Origin of the sequence: Streptomyces sp. NPDC048349, assembly GCF_040651925.1 — a bacterium.
In the GTDB taxonomy this organism is placed as follows: Bacteria; Actinomycetota; Actinomycetes; order Streptomycetales; family Streptomycetaceae; genus Streptomyces.
Map to the genome: position 1 here is coordinate 118706 of NZ_JBEZLA010000007.1, position 20495 is coordinate 139200.

The window sequence follows — 20495 nt, forward strand, 5'->3', positions numbered from 1 at the left end:
GCACGACTCAAACCGGCACCGACAGCGAAGCCGACGCCGTCCGCCGCTCCCGCCGATATGCCCCAGGTGGGGCGCCGAAGTGCCGCTTGAATGCCTTCGCGAACGCGAACTCCGATGTGTAGCCAACGTTCTCGGCCACGGCGCTCAGCGAGCCGACCGTCTCGCGCAGCATCCGCGCCGCGAGGGCCATCCGCCACGTCGTCAGGTAGCTGAGCGGCGGCTCGCCTACCACCGTGGTGAACCGCCGGGCGAACGCGGCGCGCGACAGCCCGGCCCTGCTCCCCAGCGATTCGACGGTCCACGGATGCGCCGGGTCGTCGTGGATCGCTTTCAGCGCCGGGGCGATCAACGGGTCGTTCAGTGCCGAGGCCCAGCCCTGCGTCTGCTCCCTGGGCAACTCGGCGTACCAGGACCGCAGAATATAGAGAAGCAGCAGATCGACGAGCGCCGTGACCACTGAGTCCGAACCCGGCTGAGGCCGGTGGATCTCGGCGCAGAGCTGGTCGACCGCCGAGCGCAGCGCCGGATGGCGACCGGGGCTGGCCGGGAGGTGGATGACCTCCGGGAGGTCGCCGAGCAGCGGATGCGGCCGGTCGATATCGAGGTGATAGGCCCCGCATACCAGCACGCTGCGGGCGCCGTCGCCCTCGACGGTGAAACGCCCGATCGGCGAGGAGGTGTCGACGCGGTCGGGTTCGAAGGCGACCAGCTCGCTGGTGACCGCGTCACAGATGGCGTGATCGGTGCCGCGCCGCAGGAACACGACGTCGCCGGGGCCCAGGGCTATCGGATCGCCGCCGACCGGCAGGAGAAAGCAGTGTCCTTCGACGACGACGTGAAATCCGGCTCCCGCGATGGGCTGGAAACGCACACCCCACGGCGCCTGCGCGTCGGTACGGACAACAGACGGACGACCGGTGCGCAGGGCCGCGAGCGTGTCGCTGAGTATGTCCATTCACTCACCATAGTGTGCTGAGGTCGAGACGATCAGACAAAGAATCGAGACTTCAGCCCATTCGTTGTCTCGGTCGTGGCACGTAGCGTCCTCGCCATGAACAACACAGCAGACACCCAGCGTGTCGTCGTCATAGGTGGTACCTCCGGCATCGGCTTCGCCGTTGCGCAGGCCGCAGCGACTCAGGGCTCGAACGTGGTCGTCGCCTCCAGCAGCCAGGACCGGGTCGACCTGGCGGTGAAGAAGCTCGGTGGCCCGACCGAAGGCATCTTGCTGGACGTCGCCGACGAGGCCGCGCTCGCCGCCTTCTTCGACCGGATCGGCGAGCTCGACCACCTCGTCTACACGGCGGGCGAGTCCTTGCTGCTGAAGCCGCTCGCCGACCTCACCGCCGAGGAGTCCCGAGCGTTCTTCGAGCGCCGCTTCTGGGGTGCCCTGCTCGCCGCGAAGTACGCGACGCCGAAGCTCCGTCCCGGCGGCTCGATCACCTTCACCTCCGGCGCCTTCGCCACCCGGCCCGCCCCCGGAGCCTCGCTCGGCGCGAGCATCACAGCAGCCGTCGAGGGTCTGACACGAGCCCTAGCCTTGGAACTCGCCCCACTGCGGGTCAACGCGGTCCGCCTCGGCGCGATCCGCACCGAGCTTTGGGACAGCACCCTGCCCGAGCCGGAGGCCTTCCTCCACGCGCAAGGCAGCGGCCTCCCCGTGCAGCGCGTCGGCAGCCCCGAGGAGGCTGCGGCGGCCTACCTCTACCTCCTGAGCAACGGCTACGCGACCGGCACGGTGCTCACCCTCGACGGCGGAGCCGCACTGGCCTGACACCGGCTGCTGTCGGACCGACAAACCCGGCCCGACAGCCGCGGGCACCACCCCGGGCATGTTCTGCCGGAGAATAGGAGGGCAGCGCCGGCGTGGGCGGGCTGCGGATTCTCCCAGCGGGCCCTGCGGGGCACTGTTAGGAGTTCGCAAGAGCTAAGTGTTCAATGGCGCTGGTGTGGGATCTACAGCCAGTCGCGCTTCTTGAAGATGACGTACAGGCTCACGCAGACCACTGCCATCAGCAGGATCGCGAAGGGGTAGCCCGCGGCCCACTTAAGTTCCGGCATGGTCTCGAAGTTCATGCCGTAGATGGTTCCCACCAACGTGGGTGCAAACAGGATGGCCGCCCAAGAGGAGATCTTCTTGAAGTCGTCACCCTCAGGCCACTGACCTGCGAATATCGGCTGTGTAGGCAGTTCGACTGCGATGATCTGTCTTTCCGACCCTTTCGCGATGCTGCCCGTTTGTACGGCCGATCCTCCCCAGCCGCTCCCCAACGGGGTTTCATTCTCCCCAGATTCCCCCCAGCCGCGACCGCCCGGGAAGGTGGATCGCCGCTGGCCGCAGGCCCGATCCAGGTGTCGGGATGGGCTACGCAACGTAGTGGAGGCGAGTCGGTGCAGTGATGGCCATTGCGTTCACTGGGGGCGGAGGGGAGCGCGGGTGACGCTGATGCACGCCTCTCGTACGGTCCTTACCGGACGCGATGAGCGGCGCGCCGGCCGGGTGTTCCCGAGAACTTGCTGCAGTGCGGTGGCATGGCCGAGTAAGGGAACGTAGTCCAGTTGCAAGGTTCTCCGGCACCACCGATTGGGGGAAGAGTACCCCTCCAGACCAGATCTGGCTTGGAGGAGGTAGGCGTCTTCGCCTCGGTATCACCGGAGTCCCGTAGCAAACTCTTCCCGGGCTTGCAGCGCTTGATCGAACTGTTTGGCAGGTGCGAAAGTCGTCAGGTTGAGACGCTGTGCTGGCGCGGGTTACCCACAACCTCGGGTCTGCGGGTGGGGGGTGGTTGGCGAGGGCCAGCCGGTCGTGGTGGGGGAAGTAGACCGGCCGCCGAGGAGGTTGGGTACGAGGTGCCGTGCCGTCGGCATCCCCCTCGGCGGATGATGAGTACGGCGGTGCTGTCGCCGGATGGGCTGCCGGTCCGGTTACTTCCATCTGACCGCTGCTTCGATGATGGCGAGTTCCAGCGTGGTCAGTCCCGAAGGGCCGTGGCTCTCTGTGCCCGCGAGGGCGACGGCGGTCTCGCCGGGCTGTGTTCCTTGGATCAGGCGTGGCCGGATCCGTACGGCAGTTCTAGATCTTGTACGTGATTCCGTCGCCTCTCGGCACCGGTCTGGCTAGGCTTCTTGACGGGGACGGGGCGCCGCTGCACTTTGAGCACCTAGAGACGGGAACGCACTCTCATGCCCGAAGTCAGGGTCGAAACGGTCGCTGTCGATGCGTCAGGCAGCCGCCAGATCGCCAGCAGAACGCGTACCAGCGCTGCCCTCGGAGAGCGTGCCGAGGAATTGGAGCAGGCGATAGTCGAGGCCTCCACCATCGCCCAGCAGTCACTCGCCAGGGTGCCACGGCACAACGGCTGGCAGGTTTCCGGCATGGAGGTGACCTTCGGGCTGACCCTGGCGGCGGAAGCCGGAGTCATCCTGTCCAAGGCATCGGCCGAGGCGTCGTTCGAGGTCACCTTGACCGTGGAGCGGGCTCCGGAATCCGAATGATCGGCGGCGCGAGCTACTGGGTTGAGCTGTTCCAGGACCGACAGCGCCTCGGCGGCGGATTCCTGCTGACCCCCCGCTACGTCCTGACGGCGCTGCACTGCTTGCGCGGCCTGACATCGCCCGACGAGCGCGTGGACATCGTCTTGGCGGACGGCTCTCGGCTGGCGGGGCAGGTCTGCCGCCAGGACAAGGAAGCGGACCTCGCGCTGATCACGGTCTCGGCCGCCTTCGAGGTCCGATTGCCCATCCCTCGTGCTGGTGTCGCGCACGGCGGTGACGACTGGCACGGACCGTACCGGCCCGCGGCTGCCGAGGTGCATCTTCGGGGACAGGTCGACAGCGGATCCGCCGAGTATCCGTGCGAGGGCGGAGCGGTCATCGAGGCCCTGCAGCTGACGACACACCAACACCTGGGCGACTACTCGGGATACTCAGGAGGCCCGGTGGTCAAAGGCCTGCCCGAGGATCGGGAGCCGTTGATCGTGGGCATCCTCCTGGAGCAGGCACCGGACCGGGCGGAGTCGCACCGTGCCGCCAATGTGCTCTTCGCCGCGACCATCGGTGAAGCGATGCGCCGCTTCGACCAGTTCGACGTGGAGCACCTGATCGACGTACTGCGCCCGGCCAAGCCCGCACCGGAGCAAGCCGTTCGGCACCACGTTCACTGCCGTGTGGAGGAGCGCGGTGAGAGCGGTACGGGGCTGGGGGCGGCGGCCGCCGTCACGGATCTGCTGCTCGACCAGATAGAGAAGTGGACACAGCGCGGGGTGCTGGACGCCTCGCAGAGCAGCGAGCTCAAGTTCCTCACCGCGAAGACGTTCATCGAGCGGCAGTCACCTGGGGGTGAGGCATGACCACTGCCTGGCAGGAAGCCGCCACCCACGCCGAGCGGGCCCTGCGCGGTGACCTCGCGGCCAGGCGGCTCGCCCAGGCCGCCGTCGCCGAGCTGCGCACCCAACCGCCGCCGCTGCACTGTCCCCAGTTCGGCAGGGACCTCGGCTATCTTGCCGCCCTGCTCGACACGCTCGACCTGCTGGAGGAGTCACACCGGCTGATCGAGCACGTGGTGGGACGGATCTTCCTGGATCCTGCGTCCGCCGACCTCTCCCACGAGGGCCGCAACAACCTCGCGGTCGCGCTGGCGGACCGCGGCGAGCTCACCGCCGCGGCCGCCTTGCTGTCGACCATGGTGGTTTTCCCCCGGCCGGGCGGGACCAGATCGTCTCTGGAGGCGGCACGCACACTGGCCAATGTCGCGGCGATCAAGCTACGCCAGGGCGCGTCGGCCGGAGCCGGCCAGACAGCCGGGCAGGCCCTTAAGCTCCTGCCCCGGGGTGAGCAGTCCGAGGACGGTCTCGACGTGCGGTTGCTGACCGAGTCGGTACTGGCCGCGGTTGCGCGACTGGAACGACGGCACGAGGACGCGGACCGCTGGGTGGACGCGATCGCCGAGACGGCCCGGCAGCTCACCCGTCTTCTCGGCGGCGATCACCCGAAGGGCCTGGCGGCGCTGATCACCCTGGCGCGGGCCGAGTTCGAGTCGGCCAAAGCTGTCAATGACAGCGAGAGAATGGAACGTGCCACCGACGTCCTGGCCGTCACCGCCCAGAAGGCATCCGCGACTCTGGGGCCCCGTCATCCGCTCGCGTTGTCCGCTCTGGCCAACCTGGCGACCACCGAGTTCGAGTCCGCCCGTACGAACCAGGATGAACCCCGCCTCCAAGGCGCACGCGCTCTGGTCGCGGCCGCGGTCAGGCCGTCGGCCGACGAGCGGCGCGACATCACCCGGAAGCGGGGGCTGGCGGACGTTTCCCGCGGACCTCGGTCCACCGCCGCGATGCTGCGCTTCAGCGTGCTCGGCCCGGTGCGGATCTGGCGCGACAACGAGCTGCTGCCCTCCGGCACGCCCCAGCAGCGCGCCCTGCTCGCCGCGCTCCTGCTCCGCGAAGGCCGCACCGCCACCGCGCCCGAACTCATCGATGCCATCTGGGGCGAGGACCCGCCGCAGCAGGCACTCGCCACCATCCGTACTTACGCCGCCCGGCTGCGAAAGACGCTCGATCCCGGACTCCTCGTCTCCGAATCCGGCGGTTACGCCATCCGCACCCCCGCTGATTCCCTCGACCTCGGCATCGCCCGCCACCTCGCCGCCGACGCCGACCGCGCCCGCGCCGCCGGAGATCACGCCCTCGCCCGTACGCTGATCGCCCGTGCACTCGACCTCTGGGACGGTGAGCCGCTCACCGGGGTCCCGGGCCCGCACGCCGACACCGAGCGCACCCGGCTCGTCGAATGGCGCCTCCAACTGCTCGAGATCCGCATCGACCTGGACCTGCAAGCCGGACGCCACGCCGAGACCGTTTCCGAGCTCATCGCGCTCACCTCCGTCCACCCGTTGCGCGAACGACTCCGTGAGCTGCTCATGCTCGCCCTCTACCGCAGCGGTCGGCAGCCCGACGCCCTTGCCGTCTACGCCGACACCCGACGGCTCCTCGCCGACGAACTCGGCGTTGACCCGACCCCTGAGCTCATCACCCTCCACGGGCGCATCCTGCGCGACGACCCCGAACTCGCCTCGCCGATGGCATCGCGCACGGCGATCACCACCACTCTGGTGATCGCTCCCCCCGCGCAGCTGCCGGCCACCGTCCCCGATTTCACGGGCCGCGACGCCCTCATTGCCGAACTCAGGGGGATCCTGTCCGGTGCGGGCGGCTCAAAGCGTGTGCTCGCCCTGTCGGCCTTCGCCGGCGTCGGCAAGACCACCCTCGCCGTGCACGTCGCGCACGCGGCCCGCCCGGACTTCCCCGACGGCCAGCTCTACGTCGACCTGCAGGGCAATGCGCCCCGGCCCGCCGAGCCCGGGACCGTACTCGCCGCCTTCCTGCGCGCCCTGGGAGCAGCCGACGACGCGATACCCGATGCGCTGGCCGAACGCTCCGCCCTCTTCCGTTCGATGCTCGACAGCCGTCGGCTGCTGGTCCTGCTCGACAACGCGAGAGACGCCGCCCAGGTGCAGCCGCTGCTGCCCGGCACGGGCCGCAGCGCCGTCATCATCACCAGCCGTGTGCGGATGATGGCTCTCCCGGGTGCGCACCTGGTGGACCTGGACGTGATGAGCCCGGAGGAGGCCCGGCTACTGTTCACGCGGATCGTCGGGCAGGAGCGGGTGGCCGCGGAGCGCCAGGCCGCCCTCGACGTGGTCGGCGCCTGCGGCTTCCTTCCGCTAGCCATCCGCATCGCCGCCTCCCGGCTCGCCGCCCGCCGCACCTGGACCGTCTCCGTCCTCGCCGCCAAACTCGCCGACGAGCGCCGCCGCCTCGACGAGCTGCAGGCCGGCGACCTCGCCGTCAAAGCCGCCTTCGAACTCGGCTACGGCCAGCTGGAACCCTCTCAGGCCCGGGCGTTTCGCCTCCTCGGCCTCGCCGACGGGCCCGACATCTCGCTGCCCGCTGCAGCCGCCGTACTCGACCTGCCGGAGTACGAAACCGAGGACCTGCTGGAATCACTGGTCGACACCTCCCTGCTGGAATCCGCGGCACCCGGGCGCTACCGGTACCACGACCTCGTACGCCTCTACGCGCGGGCGTGCGCGGAACGCGACGAGCAGCCGGCGAGCGAGCAGGCCGCCGCCCTGTCACGCCTGGTCGACTTCTATCTGGCGACGGCCGCTGCCGTGTACGCGCTGGAGCGTCCCGGCGACCGGCTGCTCGAGCACCTGTCCGTAGCCCGCCGCTCGGGGCTCGCCTTCGAGGACGGGAGCGAGGCGGTGGACTGGCTGTACGGGGAGGCCGCCTGCCTGTTGGCATGCGTACGGCAGCAGGCGGCCGCGGGTTCGGTGGCGCAGGCCGCGGACCTCCTGTGGGCGGCGAAGGACCTGGCCGACGCGGGGGCGGACGCGAGCCAGTACGAGACCACCGCCACGGCCGTACGGGAAGCGGCGCGGGCGGCGGGCGACGCGCGCGCGGAGGCCCGTGCCCGGATCGCCTACACCTCGCTGCTCCTGACATCCGGGCGGTTCGAGCAGGCCGACCAGGAGGCGCGGATCGCGGTGGAGCTGGCCCGCGCCAGCGGCGATCCGCTCCCGGTGGGGGCGGGTCTGCACGACCGTGGGGTCATCGCGGCCTACCAGAACCGGCACGCGGAGGCCGAACGGTTCCTGACCGAGGGGCTCGCGGCGTACCGCGCCGACGGGAACCGGCTCGGCGAGGCTGGCGTCCTGAGCGTCCTCTCCCGGGTTCGCGTGGACGTGGGCGGGCCATCCGACGGCATCGAGCCTGCCCGTCGGGCGCTGGCCATCTTCAGCTCCATGGGCCTCACCTTGCGGGAAGCCAACTGCCGCTACGCACTGGGCATCGCGCTCACCCAGGCCGACCGCCCGGCCGAGGCGCTCGAGGAACTGTCCAAGGCGCTGACGCTCTTCCAAGAACACCAACAGCGGCTGTGGGAGGGAATGACCAATTTCCGGATGGCCGAAGCCCATCTCGCCGCCCGCCGGTACGAAGCCGCCGCACTGCACGCGGAACGCGCCCTCGCCCTGGGCAGTATCGGAGGCGAGCGGCGCCGGGCCGGTGTCCTCACCGTGCTGGGCCGGGCCTGGGACCGCCTCGGACGGAACGAAGAGGCCAGGGTGTGCTGGAGCGAGGCGCTGAGCATTTATGAGCGGGTGGGAGGCCGACCGGAGACGGCCGACCTGCGAGACCTGGCCACGTCGGGGCTCATCGCCGTATGACGGTTTGGGGGACACCGATACTGAAGTTCCCCCAAACAGACACAGTGGCGCGTGCCGGTGGGCTGGGCCGGGGTGGACGGTGACGCATGAAGTTCCCCAAAGCCGGGTATTCGAAGCCTCTTACACAACTCGGTGCTGCAGCCAAGTGCTTCGAAAGTGGCTGCTCCCAGCTGCTTCACGGGCGTTGTGACGTGCACGGACGCGTTGCGGAGGTGGAGACCCTCAGCGTCGGCCGGCTTCCCTGGGAAGCGTGGTGCGGGGGCGTGGGCGGCCGGGCGTTTGCGCTCCGTCGCCCGCGCCCCGCTCACTGCTGGCTGAGCATCACCGCCAGGGCGGGGCGCCGCAGGGTACGGGACGTTTGGGGTAGGTGGTGTGCCTGCCCGACAGGCAGCGACAGCGCCACGCACTCGGTGCCGAGCCAAGGGGCGTGGGCACCGCCGCGCAGACTGTGCCGAGGGCGTACTCCCTGAGGTCGAGTGCGAGTTCCGTGTCGGACATATGGTCGAGTCGGTGGAACAGGGCCCGCTCTGATGTGATCGTGTGGAAGGTGAGGCGCTGGATGTGGTGGCGCGCCCCGTAAGGCTCAGCCTGCCGCCGCGGGACGGGGCGGAACATACCTTTCGTTGTCCGACAGCCTTGGCCAGTTCATCCAATGCATTGCCGCAACGCTGCGCGTGCAGTGCGATCGCCATTCAAGGCTAACCAGGCCGTCGTCCTCCGCCGCCGGTTGCGCCGACGGATCCGCGGGCCCTTGGGCGGCGTCCCGGAGCTCGAAGAGGTTGCATGGCCGCCAGACAACGGGGCTCGGCTAAAAAACCCAAGCCGGCTCCCGGCGCCAGCCCGGCCCTCACCGGGCGACACGCCATGAGAGTGACAATATTTGCATTTAGCGGTCTACTCTGAAGCGCAGTTCTGTAACTTTGTCCGATAGTATTTCGAAATCTTTAAGCCGCTCGTTAGTCAAATTCGACGGCCGGGATTGATTCAGGCAGATCGTTGCAGTTGGCTGGGACCAGCGCGAATCGTGATCCACTTGCCTCAATGTCGGGTGAATCATGGCTGATTGATGTCGCACACCTTCGACTGATATCGGCCAAGAACGCCGTTTCGATTGTTCGCCGCAATTTGACCCCCCACTCTGATCTCTCGATCGGCGACGAAGCGGGTGGGGGTGCGGGCATGACCGAAGCGTTCAACGTCCTCGAGGTGGCGACCAGTGGCGCGGGGGTGCTGGCGGCCGAGATGGCCAGGTCGGGCTGGCAGGGTGTGCGCGACGCATTGGTCGCGTTCTTCCGGGGAGGCGACGAGGGGACAGCCGCAGACGAGCTTCGCGTGCTGGATCTCCACCAGGTCCGGCTGGTGGAGACCCCGGAGGCGGAACGCGAGCGGGTGCGCGAGGAGATCTGCGGAGAGCTGTTCATTCAGCTGAAGGGCTTCCTCGCGAAGTACCCCGACACCGCCGTCGACCTCATGGCGCTTGTACGTGAGCGGCAGCGGGCCAACGGTGAAGGAAACTCGGGGCCGCGAATGGTCGCGGAGAACAACACAAACAGCCAGGTCGTCATGACCGGAAATTCGATCTTCGGTGGCAGCTTCACCTATAGGGCGGAGGAGTCCAAGTGACGGCTGCCTTCGACGACGGAATCCCGGACTGGGTGCGCCCCCAGCGCTCTGGGCAGCGCCAGTCGGCGGACACCCCTGAGCCGGCCGAGCCCACCGGCCCACTGGAGAAGGACACCGGCCATCCGAACGGCGCAGACGTGTCCGGGCATACGCCCACGGCCGATGGGAAAGGCGCAGACACGGGTGCGCCAGAGGGCGACGGGGAAGTATCGCCGCCTGGGCTGAAAGTGTCCGGCAACCACAATGCGTTCGTTGTGGCTGCCCTCGGGTCCGTGTTCCTGTCGACGGGCAAGCAGCCACTCACCGTCATCGACCTATCTGCGTTCGAGCTGAGGGCGGCCAGCCAGGGGTGGGTGTCCAAGGATACGGACGATCTGCCCGTTACCGCTGCCGACGAGGCCGCCAAGGTGCTTTCCGTACCGGGCAACGCTCTGACCGTCATCGCCGGCGCTCCGGAGTACGGCAAGCGGACCACCGGTATCCGGGCCCTGTGGCGGACAGCGCGTTCGCGGGTGGCCAGGGACGGCTCCATGGAGCTGAAGGAGATCGAGCCCGACTGGGAGGATCCAGCGGAGCCGGATTGCTCCGTACTGCCCGACGCGGCCAACACCGGATACCTGCTGGACGTCGAAAATGAGATGGCCGGTTGGGCGAACCCGGACCGGGTGGCTGGCGCATTGGCCGTCCATGCGGAAAAGTTGGCGAAGGTCGGATCATGTCTGGTCGTGATCGCCGATGAGAGGGTCTGGCCTCAGGGAGCCGCGCATACCGCGGCCCTTGTCCGCGTGAAGAATAGGCCGTCGGCCCAGTTGGTGGCCCGTACTCACTTGGAGTACGTATACGACCTGCCCGGCCGGGCCGATCTCGTCACCGCCGATCGCATCAACCTCGAGGCGGGCCCGGCCGCCCGGTTGCTGACTGTTGAGTCCACACCGGCGGACGGAGCCCGGCTGGCCGCCCTCCTGGCGGCTGCGGACGGCTCGCCGGAGAGCATCGAGACGGCGGTGAGCAGGTTCCAGGAGTGGTCCACCGACGTCAGCGCGGTGTTCGCGGCCACGACGCAGATGCCCGAGGACCGGGCGCTGCTCATTGCCGCAATCTTCCTCAGCGGCGAAGACGCCCTCGCGATTCAGGAGGGCGCCCGGGCGCTGCTGGGAGACCAGGGGCAGGACGGCGTCCGCGAGATCCTCACCGGGCCGGACCTCAGCGACCGGCTCAAATCGGTCAAGGCAAGGGTGTCGGGCCGGCAGGCATCTTTCGACCACCGGCCGGGTTACACCAGGGCGGTGCTCCTGCACCTGTGGCACCAGCGTCCCGACATCCACACCCCTCTACTGCGCTGGCTGGACCGGTTGGTGGCGGACCGGGCCGGCGGCACGAAACGCTTGGAGAAGATCAGTGATCTGCTGGTCGAGCTGGCCATCGCCGAGAACGACATCCGCGTGGTGGAGACCATCAAGAGCTGGATTGGGGTCAGCACCGACGAACGGCACCTGCGACTGATCGCCAGTGTCCTGAGCCGAACTGCGCAGGCCGACAGACTGGGCCCTGCCGTCCGGGCGAAACTCCTCGACTGGGCACAGGACGGGCAGGAATCTGTTGCCCGGGTGGTGGCTCTGGTCTGTCAGAGCGACTTCGCCCAGCATTACCCCCGGCAGGCACTGGTGCGCATCCAGCACATCCTGGGAAGGGCCGAGCGGGACACCGCTGTCACGGAGGCGGACGCGGCGCTGCGGGCCATGGCGGCCACGGAGAAGCAGTTGCCCACCGTCTGGCGCATGGTCAACTCCTGGGCTGCCAAGCGAGGCAACACCGCCGGGAGCCGGGCGTTCCTCGCAGTCATCGACCCACAGACCGACCCGTACGCCTTGCAGGTCACCCTTGCCTCGGCCGCGGCTGACCCAGTCGTTGCGGATGCACTGGTCACCGGGTGGAGCACCGCGCTGGAGAACCGAGCTGTCGATCCGGAGTGCCGGGCGCTGATCGATCGGTGGGCCCATGCGCGGGCGGACGGCACTGTGCCTCGTGAGCACGTCACGGAGATCCTCGGGCGGGTCATCTCCCGGTACCTGACGGCCGCGCCGGTCGCAGCGCTGCTGATCGGCGAGCCGGGCGTTGCCTACGACGCCGCGGTGATCGAATTGCGGGCCGACCTGAGGCAGATTTCGCAGGTCGGTCCGTGGTCGGCAACCGATGGCAGCCGGGAGCCGTAAATCGTGGGTTGGAGAAAGCAGAATCCGCCCGACCCGCGGGGTGAAGTCCAGGCTCTGTTGGAGCGCTTCGAGGCCCGGCTGGACAGCGCGCACGAGGGCATCGCCTTCCAGGTGGTCTTCCACGCGCGGGTCCGGAACGCGGGCCTGGCCTTGGGGGATGCGGACGGGGCGGCTCGTGCCGTCCGCATCGCCTTGAGACACGAGGCGGCAGATTTCCTCCGGCAGCAGTCCGCGACAGACCTCCACTCTGTTCAGGACCTGCTGGCACGCGAAATGGCGCGGAGTCATACGCTGGTCGATCCCGAGATCCGGTACGACGCGCGCGTGGACGTGGCGTTGCTGCCGGGGGACCAGGCTGCCGTGGAGGCGCTGTTGGCCGCCCAGCGCGAGCAGTCAAAGGCCACGGCTGTCCGGCGGCAGGAACTCGAGGATCTCGCCGAGGAGCTCTCCGACCCCGCCGGGGTCATGGCGCGCTGGGTCACGACCGACGCAACCGACTGGGCAAAGCGCTCGGGCGAGGCCAAGAGTCTCGCCGAGCTGTTCGCCGGCTACCGGCCACCAGGGCGTCACGGCGTCGAGTACGCACTGGTGGAAGCGGTTCGGGAGTTCTTGGCCTCCTTCCCTGAGCCAGCACAGAAACAGATGGTCTACGGGCTCCTCAGCGCAGGAATGCAGAGGGCCGAGCGGCCCGCCCACGCGGCAAGGGTCGAGGAGATCGCAGATGCAATCACAGGGATACCGGCGCCATCTGGAGGCGCCAGATGAACACCGCAATGCCCCGCGGCACTTCTGAGGCCCGGCGGTGAAGGTAACCAGCGCGTTCTGGCGCTGGACGCTTTCGCCGCGGACCAGCTTCTTTGCCTGGAGGCTCTCCAGGGCCGGCCGCGACACCATCTCATTCGACGTCGCCTGGAGGGAGATCCGCCTCCGCCGGCATCCGGAGGAGGTTTCCTACCGGAAGGCGGGACACCTTCCCCCACGACCTCGGCCGGATGCCTGATCCAAGCACAGGCCCGACTGAGCCGCGAAACGCACCGCAGAGCCAGAAGCCAAACACGCCGAATGACGAGCAGTAGGAGGATCGGGTGGGAGGCGCGAGTGCCGAAGGCGGTTGCCCGGAGATTGTTGCGGACGGCCGTGAGGGCTCGCGGTCGCGGTTGAGGCGGAGCTTGTTGGTCAGAAGTACGGCCCAGCGGCTTTGGGTCGTGCTGATCCACATGCCAGTGCCGGTGGAGCTGTAGAGGGCCGACTCCTGTTCGGCTTCGGCGCCCCGGCGGGCGCCAGAGGAACCCTCATCACCGATAGCCGTTAGGCCAAGGTGGCTGAAAATAGACCGAGTTGATGTGGTCCCATGCATCTGGCATGCCTGACATACTCCTTGGATCATGATCGGCAGTGCGTGGGGGTGCGGCAGTGACGCAGGAGCAGTTTGACTGGCTCTCGGAGGCCATATCGACCTTCGGTGCGTCGTGCAAGGACATGGTGCTCGGTCCGGGTGACCCGGAGGCGTCTATCCGCCCGCCGTTGCAGAAGCTCCTGGAGACCGTGGGTAGTCACGATGCTATGGACGGCGTCCTGTGGCACTCCGAAACGCCTCTGCGTGATGTGGGTGTGCGCCCCGACTATGCGGTCGAGGTGCATGGCGACATCGTCGGCTACATCGAGGTCAAGCGTCCGGGTCAACCTGTCGATCCGGAGAAGTTCACGGGGCGCAACAAGAAGCAGTGGGAGCGACTGCGGGACCTGCCAAACGTGCTCTACACCAATGGCACGGAATGGCGGCTCTTCCGCACCGGAGAGCTGATCGGCACCCCGGTCGTCTTCGAGGGTGATTTGGCCACTGCGGGACGCTCATTGGCTGCCCGTGAGCCTGCCGCGTTCAGTAGTCTCCTGCGAACGTTCCTGCACTGGGTTCCCGAGCCCATCCGTCAAGCCTCCGCTCTGGTCCGGCGCACCGCACCGCTGTGCCGCCTCCTACGGGCGGCGGTGATGGAACAGTTGGAGTTCGAGGGGCGGTTTGCGGCAGAGGGCGCGCGTCCAGAGGAGCTGCGATTCACCGGGCTGAAGAACGACTGGCGCAAGCTGCTCTTTCCGACGGCTGACGATGCCACCTTCGCCGATGGATACGCCCAGACGGTGACCTTCGCTCTGCTGCTCGCACGCACGGAGGGTATCTCCCTGAAGGGGGTAGGGCTGCACGAGGTCGGCCGGCGCCTGGATGCCGGGCACGCCTTGATGGGCAAAGCCCTTCAGCTCCTGACCGACAACATTACGGAGAGCTTCGAGGTCAGCCTTGACCTGCTCATCCAAGTGATCGATGCAGTCGACTGGGCAGCAATTCGCAGGGGCCGTCGGGATGCGTACCTGCACCTGTACGAGTCGTTCCTGGAGGTGTACGACGAGAAGCTGCGGCAGAAGAGCGGCTCGTACTACACCCCGCGCGAGGTAGTCGAGGAGATGGTGCGCCTCACTGAGGACGTGCTGCGTACTCGTCTGGGGCGTGCGGACGGCTACGCGGACGAGAGTGTGCGCATCGTCGATCCGGCGATGGGGACGGGCACGTACCTTCATGCGGTCATCGAGCATGTCGCCGCCTGGACAGCGGAGAATATCGGACCTGGGGCGACGCCGGACGCGATAGCCAGTCTGGCTAAGCGCCTGATCGGTTTCGAGCTACAGATGGGCCCCTTCGCTGTCGCGGAACTACGAGCCTCGGACCTCCTCAAGCGGCATCAGGCGGTCGCACCACAAGACGGTCTGAAGCTGTTCGTGACCGATACATTGGACGACCCCTACCTGGCTGAGGAATCTCTCGCCTCGACATACGGCGTGATCTCGGAGTCCCGGAAGCGGGCGAACGAGGTGAAGGCCAAGACACCTGTCACCGTCGCGATCGGCAACCCGCCCTACGACGACAAGGCCAAGGGGCGCGGCGGCTGGATCGAGAAGGGCACTTCCGCTCAGGGCATTGCTCCCATCGAGGCCTTCAAATGGTCCGGAAACGGTCGCTACGAGCACGTGCTCAAGAACCTGTATGTCTACTTCTGGCGCTGGGCGACATGGAAGGTATTTGACGCCCATCCGCAGGACCAGCAGGGGGTCGTCTGCTTCATCACCCCTTCCGGCTTCACCACCGGACCGGGCGGGCGCGGCATGCGGAACTACCTTCGGCGCACCTGTGACGAGGGCTGGATCATCGACCTGTCTCCGGAAGGGCACCGCCCAGACGTGGCCAGTCGGATCTTCCCCGGTGTCGCCCAGCCGCTGGCCATCTGCATCTTCGTCCGCAGCAAGGAGACCGATCCTGAGCGGCCCGCGCGCATCCATTACCGCGCTGTGCACGGCAAGCGAGTCGTCAAGTACCGGCAACTCAAAGAGATCCAATTGGACGACAGCGGCTGGCAGGACGTGCACTCCGCCGCCATCCGTCCCTTCCGTCCGACCACCGAGACAGGGTGGGAGGACTACCCTGCTCTCGATGATCTCTTCCTTTGGGGAAGCCTGGGAGCCACGACCAACCGTTCCTGGGTGAATTCCCCCAGCGAGCAGGTGCTCAAGCGGCGGTGGGCGCGTCTGATCCATGAGGCCGATCCCGTCAAGAAGGCGGAGTTGTTCAAGGAGACGAGAGACCGTTCGCTGTCCGACAGCCGGACCCCGTTGCCTGGACAACCGGAGCACACCCAGGGGCTCGTGGACGAAACAGAGCTGGTGCCGGATCTGACGCGTCTCGCCATGCGCAGCTTCGACCGCCAGTGGTTGATCTGCGACAGTCGTGTCATTGACTTCGCCCGCCCCACGTTGTGGGAAAGCCTGCAGCCGGGGCAGATCTTCCTCAACCAGCAGTCCTCCCACGAGATTGAGACGGGGCCGGCCGTCGTCGCCACCGCCTTGCTTCCCGACACCCACCACTTCAACGGCCGCGGTGGCAAGGTCATGCCGATCCTTCATCCGGACGGCACCCCCAACGTGCATCCGCGCCTTCTTACCCACCTGGCGGCTGAGCTCGGACTTGACCATCGCATTACAGTGCACGACCTCGCCGCTTACGCGGCGGCTGTCGCCGGGCACGCCGGATTCACCAAGCGGTTCACGGAAGAGTTGCTCACCCCTGGGGTGCGGCTGCCGCTCACTCGCGATCCTGCCCTCTGGCACGAGGCCGTGCGGATGGGCGAGCATCTGCTGTGGGCTTCGACTTACGGGGAACGATATGTAGATCCGGAAGACGGTCGGCCAGCGGGCGACGTCCTCTTTCCGCAGGGCGATCCGCGCCGGCTTCGCTACGACCAGCACATCGGGACGGAAGTCCCCGCCGAGATCAGCTACGCCGAAATGAACGGGACCCTGCACCTGGGTGCTGGATACGTCAGTCCGGTCCCCGCAGAGGTGTGGAATTACGACGTCGGCGGCATGCAGATCGTCAAAAAATGGTTCGGCTACCGCAAGGCAAGCCCCAACAGCCGCAAGACCAGTCCCCTGGACGATCTGCACGTCGAGTCCTGGCCGGCCGACTGGTCCCGCGAGCTCATGGAACTGCTCTCCGTACTGCGTCGGCTCGTCGACCTCGCTCCGGCGCAGCAGGACCTATTGGATCGGATCCTCGCTGCTCCCACGGTCACGGCAGTCGACCTGGAGAAGGCCGGCATCCTTCCGGTACCCGCCAAGGCACGCAAACCCCACCGTAGAGTCGAGTTCCCCCAGCACATCGACGAGGAACCGTAAAGGTGTCTCAGTGTTCCTTCGCTGGGCGTTCCAGGTGCGCGGTCGCCTCCGTCACACCCCACGCCCCCTCTGCGAGCTGACGGAGCGCGTACATTTCCCTGCTGAGTGACGGGGTACGGCGCTGCAGCTCGTCCGCGAAGACACTGACCTCGACCAGACGCTTCTCAAGCGATGCACACTCGGCTTCGAGGCATGCCGCCCTGCCATGTGGGGTGATGGCGATACGTTCACCCGTGACTTCCAGCAAGCCCATCCAGCTGAGAGTTTGTACATCGCTAGCGATGCTCGTCTCGTCGAGACCCCGGACTGCCACCGCGATCGCATCGGCGGATGGAATCTCGGCGGTCATGAGGTGGTGCAGAAGTTGAAGCTGCGAAGGGGAGAGAGCTGAGTGCACAGCCCCATGTCTAGCAGCAGGGGGACAGTCCTGCACATCCAGACTGATTCCGCCCAACTGGCACTTCGAACCTGGATCGGTACTTCCGGCCTGCTCAGGGCTCCGCAGAGCCTCCTGCCGGCGCGCTACGAGAGCAGTTGTTTGAAGGGGGCGGCCATGGGACATCCGTGCGGAAGCGAAACCGAGACCACGCGATATCGAAGAGGGCGCAAGATGGGCTGCACGGCAACACGTAGCTGCTGCCCCTGGACAGCGGTGCTTGTGGCGGTCGGCAGCAGGTTCACGACACTCCCCGGGGCGGCTGCGACTTGGTGATCATCATCGGCCATCTCTGTTCAATCTGGCAGTGGCTCCTGCACGGAGGGATCTGCTCCGGCCGGTGACGGCCTTCGCGGGGCGCAAGCATGGGTGTCCACCTCGGTTCGCGTGTGGGGACTGCTCCTATGTGGCTCGTCTCGGAGGCGTAGAGATCGCCACACCCGCTCGTGGAGTTCGGCGATGCATGGGCTGCAGGCGAACATTGGCGCTTGCATGCCCGCGACGCTCGCTGGTCCGATCCATAAGACTCGTGTACAGCGTTGGCCGCAGTACAGCCAGCAGACACCGTTGACCCATGCGTTCGAGTCATCGGCGTGGGCGGGGGTAGGCAGACCTTCGTGGGTGTACGTCGCGATGCTGGGAATCACCGGGTGGTTGAGCATGACGAGTCTCCAATTCGGTTTGCGCCTCCACCGGTCGGGGGCATTCCAGGGGGTGCCTTGCAGCGGTGGCTACTGGCGGACGTATACGAGTCTGGGAGCGCGCTCGAGGTCGAGGGTGAAGCGGTCGATCTGGTCCGTGCTGCTAGGCACGGTGAGGGCGTAGCCGTTGCCGGCGTAGAGGCCCGAGCCCGAGGGGGTGAGCTGGTCGTATGTACCTCGCCGCCACAGGTGGAGAGCATCACCTCTGCGGGTGAGGCGCAGGCTGCCAGGGGCCTGGTCGCAGGCGAACGTGCCGAGCTCAGTGTGCTGGCCGGGATCGTCGGAGGTCGGCTGGTCTCGTTTGGCAGTGCGTGGGGTTGGCTCCAGGTCTGCTGCGCGGACGAGAGCCTCTTTCGGAGACAGCGCTGGCTGCTGGACGTCCCGGAGGAGGGCGGCGGTGACGCGGTCCGCCGCTAGCCCGGCGTTGTTGGACAGGACGATCAGGCGCCGCCCCGATGCTTCCACGTGGGCGGCGGCGGAAAAGCCCTGCTCGTGGCCGTAGTGGAAGGCTGCAGTGCGGCCGGGGCGGGGGTCGGCGTAGAGGCCGGGGCCGTAGAGGTAGGGCTCGTGGTCGCTGGGCTCGTAGTCGACGGCTTCCTTCCAGGGGAGCTGGTGGGGGTGGTGCCAGTGCTGGTGGAGGTAGGTGAGCCATCGGTCGAGGTCGCCGACGGTGGTCCATAGGGTGCCGGGTCCGGGCAGGGTGACCGGCGTTTCCGTGTGCTGCCACCCGTGTTGGGTGGCCTGGTAGGCGGATGCGGCTCCGGGGATGACCTGGCGGGGATCGCTCTTGAATCGGGTGGAGTGCATCCCGAGCGGGCCGAAAACGCGGTGCTGGGCGAGGTCGGGCAGCGTGGTGCGGTGGACCGTTTCGAGGATCTCTGCCAGGAGGAGGTAGTTGGTGTTGCTGTAGAGGAAGTGGCCTTCGGGGACGGCGCGCTGGTCCTGGCGGTAGGCGAGGGTTCGCAGGTCGTCGGCCGTGTAGTGGTCGAGGTCCCGGAAGCCGGCGAGGGAGAGCAGGGACTCGGCGTCACGTATGCCCGATCGGTGGATGACCAGGTCCGCGACGGTGACATCGCTGATCTTGAGTCGGGGCAGCAGGTCCGCGGCCTGCTGGTCCAGGTGCAGGAGATCGTCATACGCCGCGAGCAGGATCAGGTGGGCGGTGATCTGTTTCGCGACCGAGCCGACGTTGAAGGTGGTGTCCGGTCCAATGGGCAGTCTGTGTTCGAGGCTGGCCAGACCGGTGTGCAGGAGGGTGGGCTCCTCGCCTGGCCAGTGGACCAGCAGGGACAGGCCGGGCTCCTCGTCGCGGGCTGCGTTCACAGGGAGAGGGCCTGGTGGTGGGCGGCAGCGAGGCGGTCGCGGAGACCATCGTCGCTGATCAGCTCCAGAGCGCGGGCATGGTCGGGCGCGGTGCCGGCGAGGAGGCTTCGCTGCTGGTCGAGGTAGGCGGTCAGGAACCGGTACAGGTCTCCCTCGGTGCTGTTCAGTGTGTGCGCGGTGAACAGCATGGTGAGCGGGAATGCCCAGCAGGCGTGGAGGAATCCGAACGCCGGCCGCATCGTCTGCTTCCACGGGGAGTGGAAGTGCGCGGTGTCGCTGATCTTGGATCCGGTCGCGGCGAGCGCGTCGTTCAGCCAGTTGTGCCCGGCCTCGTGGATCAGGTCGCGGGCCAGGACGACCGGATGGTCGACGTGGTCCATGAAGACCGTGCCCGGCAGGCGGCTGATGGTCCAGCTGTCGAGGGTCTCGCCGAGGTTCTTGGTCCGCAGAAGGCACAGGACGACGGCGTGCGCGGCGAGCAGATCGCCGAAGCCCGCTCGTGCGGCGCTGGCGTACGCGTCGGCCGCGAGGCTGCGCAGGTGGGGCTGGGCGGGCTCGGTACCGGGGCCGAGGACGTAATAGGGGGTCTCTGAGATCGCGGATCGGGGCAGGTCGGCGAGTGGGGGCGCGACGACCACGCGGACGCCGACCGCGGTGGGGATGGAGCTGGTGGTGGCACCGGCGTCGGGGTGGGCGACGTACCAGTCGAAGGTCGCGGCATCACCGGCGCGCGCGGCTGCTTCGGCTCCTTCGAGGGAGTGGTGGGCCAGGCAGTAGTCGGCCGCCGGGCTGGTGCTGGGCTGAGGCGGCTGGGCTCCGGGGCGGATGAGCGCGTGGATGCGCTGCGTGCGCTCGTGGTGCAGGCGGTCGATCGGCGGGAGGCCGAAGAGGCCGGCGAGGGTGTGCATGAGACGGCTCTCCTGTTCCGTGGTGGGCCCGGGGCCGGGCCGCAGGTGGTGGCGGCCCGGCCCCGGGGGTGTTCACCGGCGGCGCTCAGCGCGCCGGGCGGCTGTGGGTGTTCAGGCTGTGGTGGTCTCCGCTTCGGCCGCCGGCCAGCCCTCGGCCGAGACACTGGAGGTGTGGGCGGTGGTACGGACGGTCTCGTCCTCGCCGCGCAGGTCCTCGACGTTGGCGAGGAAGTCGGCGATGCGGTCCTGGCTCATGGGGTGTTCCGCCTTTCGGTCTCGTTGGTTTCGGCTCGTTGCGCTTGCCCTGCTGTGGTGCCGGATGCGGGGCGGTGCTCTCGCCCTGGG

General features: G+C 67.8%; 14 protein-coding genes and 2 pseudogenes. 8 read left to right on the top strand and 8 right to left on the bottom strand.

Going from position 1 to position 20495, the window contains the following annotated elements; all coding sequences use genetic code 11:
• Nucleotides 1-7: 7 nt before the first annotated feature.
• A complete protein-coding gene (locus tag AB0D44_RS06650) occupies nt 8-955 on the bottom strand; it encodes an AraC family transcriptional regulator (protein ID WP_362585381.1) in 948 nt (315 codons plus the stop codon).
• A gap of 96 nt (nt 956-1051) precedes the next feature.
• Between AB0D44_RS06650 and AB0D44_RS06655 the strand changes: the two genes are divergently transcribed.
• On the top strand, nt 1052-1774 hold the full coding sequence (locus AB0D44_RS06655; protein ID WP_362585384.1) for an SDR family oxidoreductase: 723 nt from the start codon (nt 1052-1054) through the stop codon (nt 1772-1774).
• A gap of 182 nt (nt 1775-1956) precedes the next feature.
• Here the strand turns inward: AB0D44_RS06655 and AB0D44_RS06660 are convergent.
• Nucleotides 1957-2148 (bottom strand): annotated as a pseudogene (locus AB0D44_RS06660) (CorA family divalent cation transporter); the annotation flags it as partial.
• A gap of 1035 nt (nt 2149-3183) precedes the next feature.
• On the opposite strand from AB0D44_RS06660, the gene AB0D44_RS06665 reads away from it, so the two are divergent.
• The 3 genes from AB0D44_RS06665 to AB0D44_RS06675 all read left to right on the top strand — a co-directional run bounded on the left by AB0D44_RS06665 (nt 3184) and on the right by AB0D44_RS06675 (nt 8227).
• Nucleotides 3184-3495 carry a CU044_2847 family protein gene (locus AB0D44_RS06665; protein ID WP_031149171.1) on the top strand — a complete coding sequence of 104 codons (312 nt, stop codon included), beginning with the start codon at nt 3184-3186 and terminating at the stop codon, nt 3493-3495.
• Nucleotides 3492-4349, top strand: coding sequence for a serine protease (locus tag AB0D44_RS06670; protein WP_037895844.1), 858 nt, complete (start codon nt 3492-3494; stop codon nt 4347-4349). Before AB0D44_RS06665 ends, AB0D44_RS06670 begins: the two co-directional genes overlap by 4 nt.
• A gap of 944 nt (nt 4350-5293) precedes the next feature.
• Complete coding sequence (locus tag AB0D44_RS06675; protein WP_362585481.1) at nt 5294-8227, top strand: BTAD domain-containing putative transcriptional regulator; 2934 nt, start codon at nt 5294-5296, stop codon at nt 8225-8227.
• A gap of 321 nt (nt 8228-8548) precedes the next feature.
• Here the strand turns inward: AB0D44_RS06675 and AB0D44_RS06680 are convergent, their stop codons facing one another.
• On the bottom strand, nt 8549-8842 hold the full coding sequence (locus AB0D44_RS06680; RefSeq protein WP_362585388.1) for an IclR family transcriptional regulator C-terminal domain-containing protein: 294 nt from the start codon (nt 8840-8842) through the stop codon (nt 8549-8551).
• A 426-nt stretch (nt 8843-9268) separates the two neighbouring features.
• Between AB0D44_RS06680 and AB0D44_RS06685 the strand changes: the two genes are divergently transcribed.
• From AB0D44_RS06685 to AB0D44_RS06695, 3 genes are read left to right on the top strand one after another with little or no spacing between them, the layout of a single operon-like run.
• Complete coding sequence (locus tag AB0D44_RS06685) at nt 9269-9850, top strand: hypothetical protein (RefSeq protein ID WP_362585391.1); 582 nt, start codon at nt 9269-9271, stop codon at nt 9848-9850.
• Nucleotides 9847-12063, top strand: coding sequence for a hypothetical protein (locus AB0D44_RS06690; protein WP_362585394.1), 2217 nt, complete (start codon nt 9847-9849; stop codon nt 12061-12063). The genes AB0D44_RS06685 and AB0D44_RS06690 overlap by 4 nt, the downstream gene beginning before the upstream one ends.
• 3 nt (nt 12064-12066) lie before the next feature.
• Complete coding sequence (locus AB0D44_RS06695) at nt 12067-12828, top strand: hypothetical protein (RefSeq protein WP_362585397.1); 762 nt, start codon at nt 12067-12069, stop codon at nt 12826-12828.
• 359 nt (nt 12829-13187) lie between these two features.
• Here AB0D44_RS06695 and AB0D44_RS06700 read toward each other — a convergent pair.
• A pseudogene (locus tag AB0D44_RS06700) lies at nt 13188-13294 on the bottom strand (serine hydrolase); the annotation flags it as partial.
• Between the two features lie 182 nt (nt 13295-13476).
• Here AB0D44_RS06700 and AB0D44_RS06705 point away from each other — a divergent pair.
• A complete protein-coding gene (locus AB0D44_RS06705) occupies nt 13477-16782 on the top strand; it encodes a type ISP restriction/modification enzyme (protein ID WP_362585400.1) in 3306 nt (1101 codons plus the stop codon).
• Between the two features lie 7 nt (nt 16783-16789).
• Here AB0D44_RS06705 and AB0D44_RS06710 read toward each other — a convergent pair whose 3' ends face one another.
• The 4 genes from AB0D44_RS06710 to AB0D44_RS06725 all read right to left on the bottom strand — a co-directional run bounded on the left by AB0D44_RS06710 (nt 16790) and on the right by AB0D44_RS06725 (nt 20405).
• A complete protein-coding gene (locus AB0D44_RS06710; protein ID WP_362585403.1) occupies nt 16790-17131 on the bottom strand; it encodes a hypothetical protein in 342 nt (113 codons plus the stop codon).
• An 818-nt stretch (nt 17132-17949) separates the two neighbouring features.
• Nucleotides 17950-19242: a serine hydrolase gene (locus AB0D44_RS06715; RefSeq protein WP_362585406.1), complete on the bottom strand. Its 1293-nt coding sequence runs from the start codon at nt 19240-19242 to the stop codon at nt 17950-17952.
• Nucleotides 19239-20150, bottom strand: coding sequence for an HEXXH motif-containing putative peptide modification protein (locus tag AB0D44_RS06720; protein ID WP_362585409.1), 912 nt, complete (start codon nt 20148-20150; stop codon nt 19239-19241). The genes AB0D44_RS06715 and AB0D44_RS06720 overlap by 4 nt, the downstream gene beginning before the upstream one ends.
• A 111-nt stretch (nt 20151-20261) precedes the next feature.
• Nucleotides 20262-20405, bottom strand: a complete 144-nt coding sequence (locus AB0D44_RS06725; protein ID WP_194292688.1) for a hypothetical protein — start codon at nt 20403-20405, stop codon at nt 20262-20264.
• Nucleotides 20406-20495 lie beyond the last annotated feature (90 nt).

Coding starts and splice junctions, on each gene's coding strand:
- AB0D44_RS06670 (WP_037895844.1), top strand. CDS start 3,492: ATGATCGGCGGCGCGAGCTACTGGGTTGAGCTGTTCCAGGACCGACAG.
- AB0D44_RS06685 (WP_362585391.1), top strand. CDS start 9,269: ATGTCGGGTGAATCATGGCTGATTGATGTCGCACACCTTCGACTGATA.
- AB0D44_RS06720 (WP_362585409.1), bottom strand. CDS start 20,150: ATGCACACCCTCGCCGGCCTCTTCGGCCTCCCGCCGATCGACCGCCTG.
- AB0D44_RS06680 (WP_362585388.1), bottom strand. CDS start 8,842: ATGTTCCGCCCCGTCCCGCGGCGGCAGGCTGAGCCTTACGGGGCGCGC.
- AB0D44_RS06710 (WP_362585403.1), bottom strand. CDS start 17,131: ATGACCGCCGAGATTCCATCCGCCGATGCGATCGCGGTGGCAGTCCGG.
- AB0D44_RS06665 (WP_031149171.1), top strand. CDS start 3,184: ATGCCCGAAGTCAGGGTCGAAACGGTCGCTGTCGATGCGTCAGGCAGC.
- AB0D44_RS06650 (WP_362585381.1), bottom strand. CDS start 955: ATGGACATACTCAGCGACACGCTCGCGGCCCTGCGCACCGGTCGTCCG.
- AB0D44_RS06725 (WP_194292688.1), bottom strand. CDS start 20,405: ATGAGCCAGGACCGCATCGCCGACTTCCTCGCCAACGTCGAGGACCTG.
- AB0D44_RS06655 (WP_362585384.1), top strand. CDS start 1,052: ATGAACAACACAGCAGACACCCAGCGTGTCGTCGTCATAGGTGGTACC.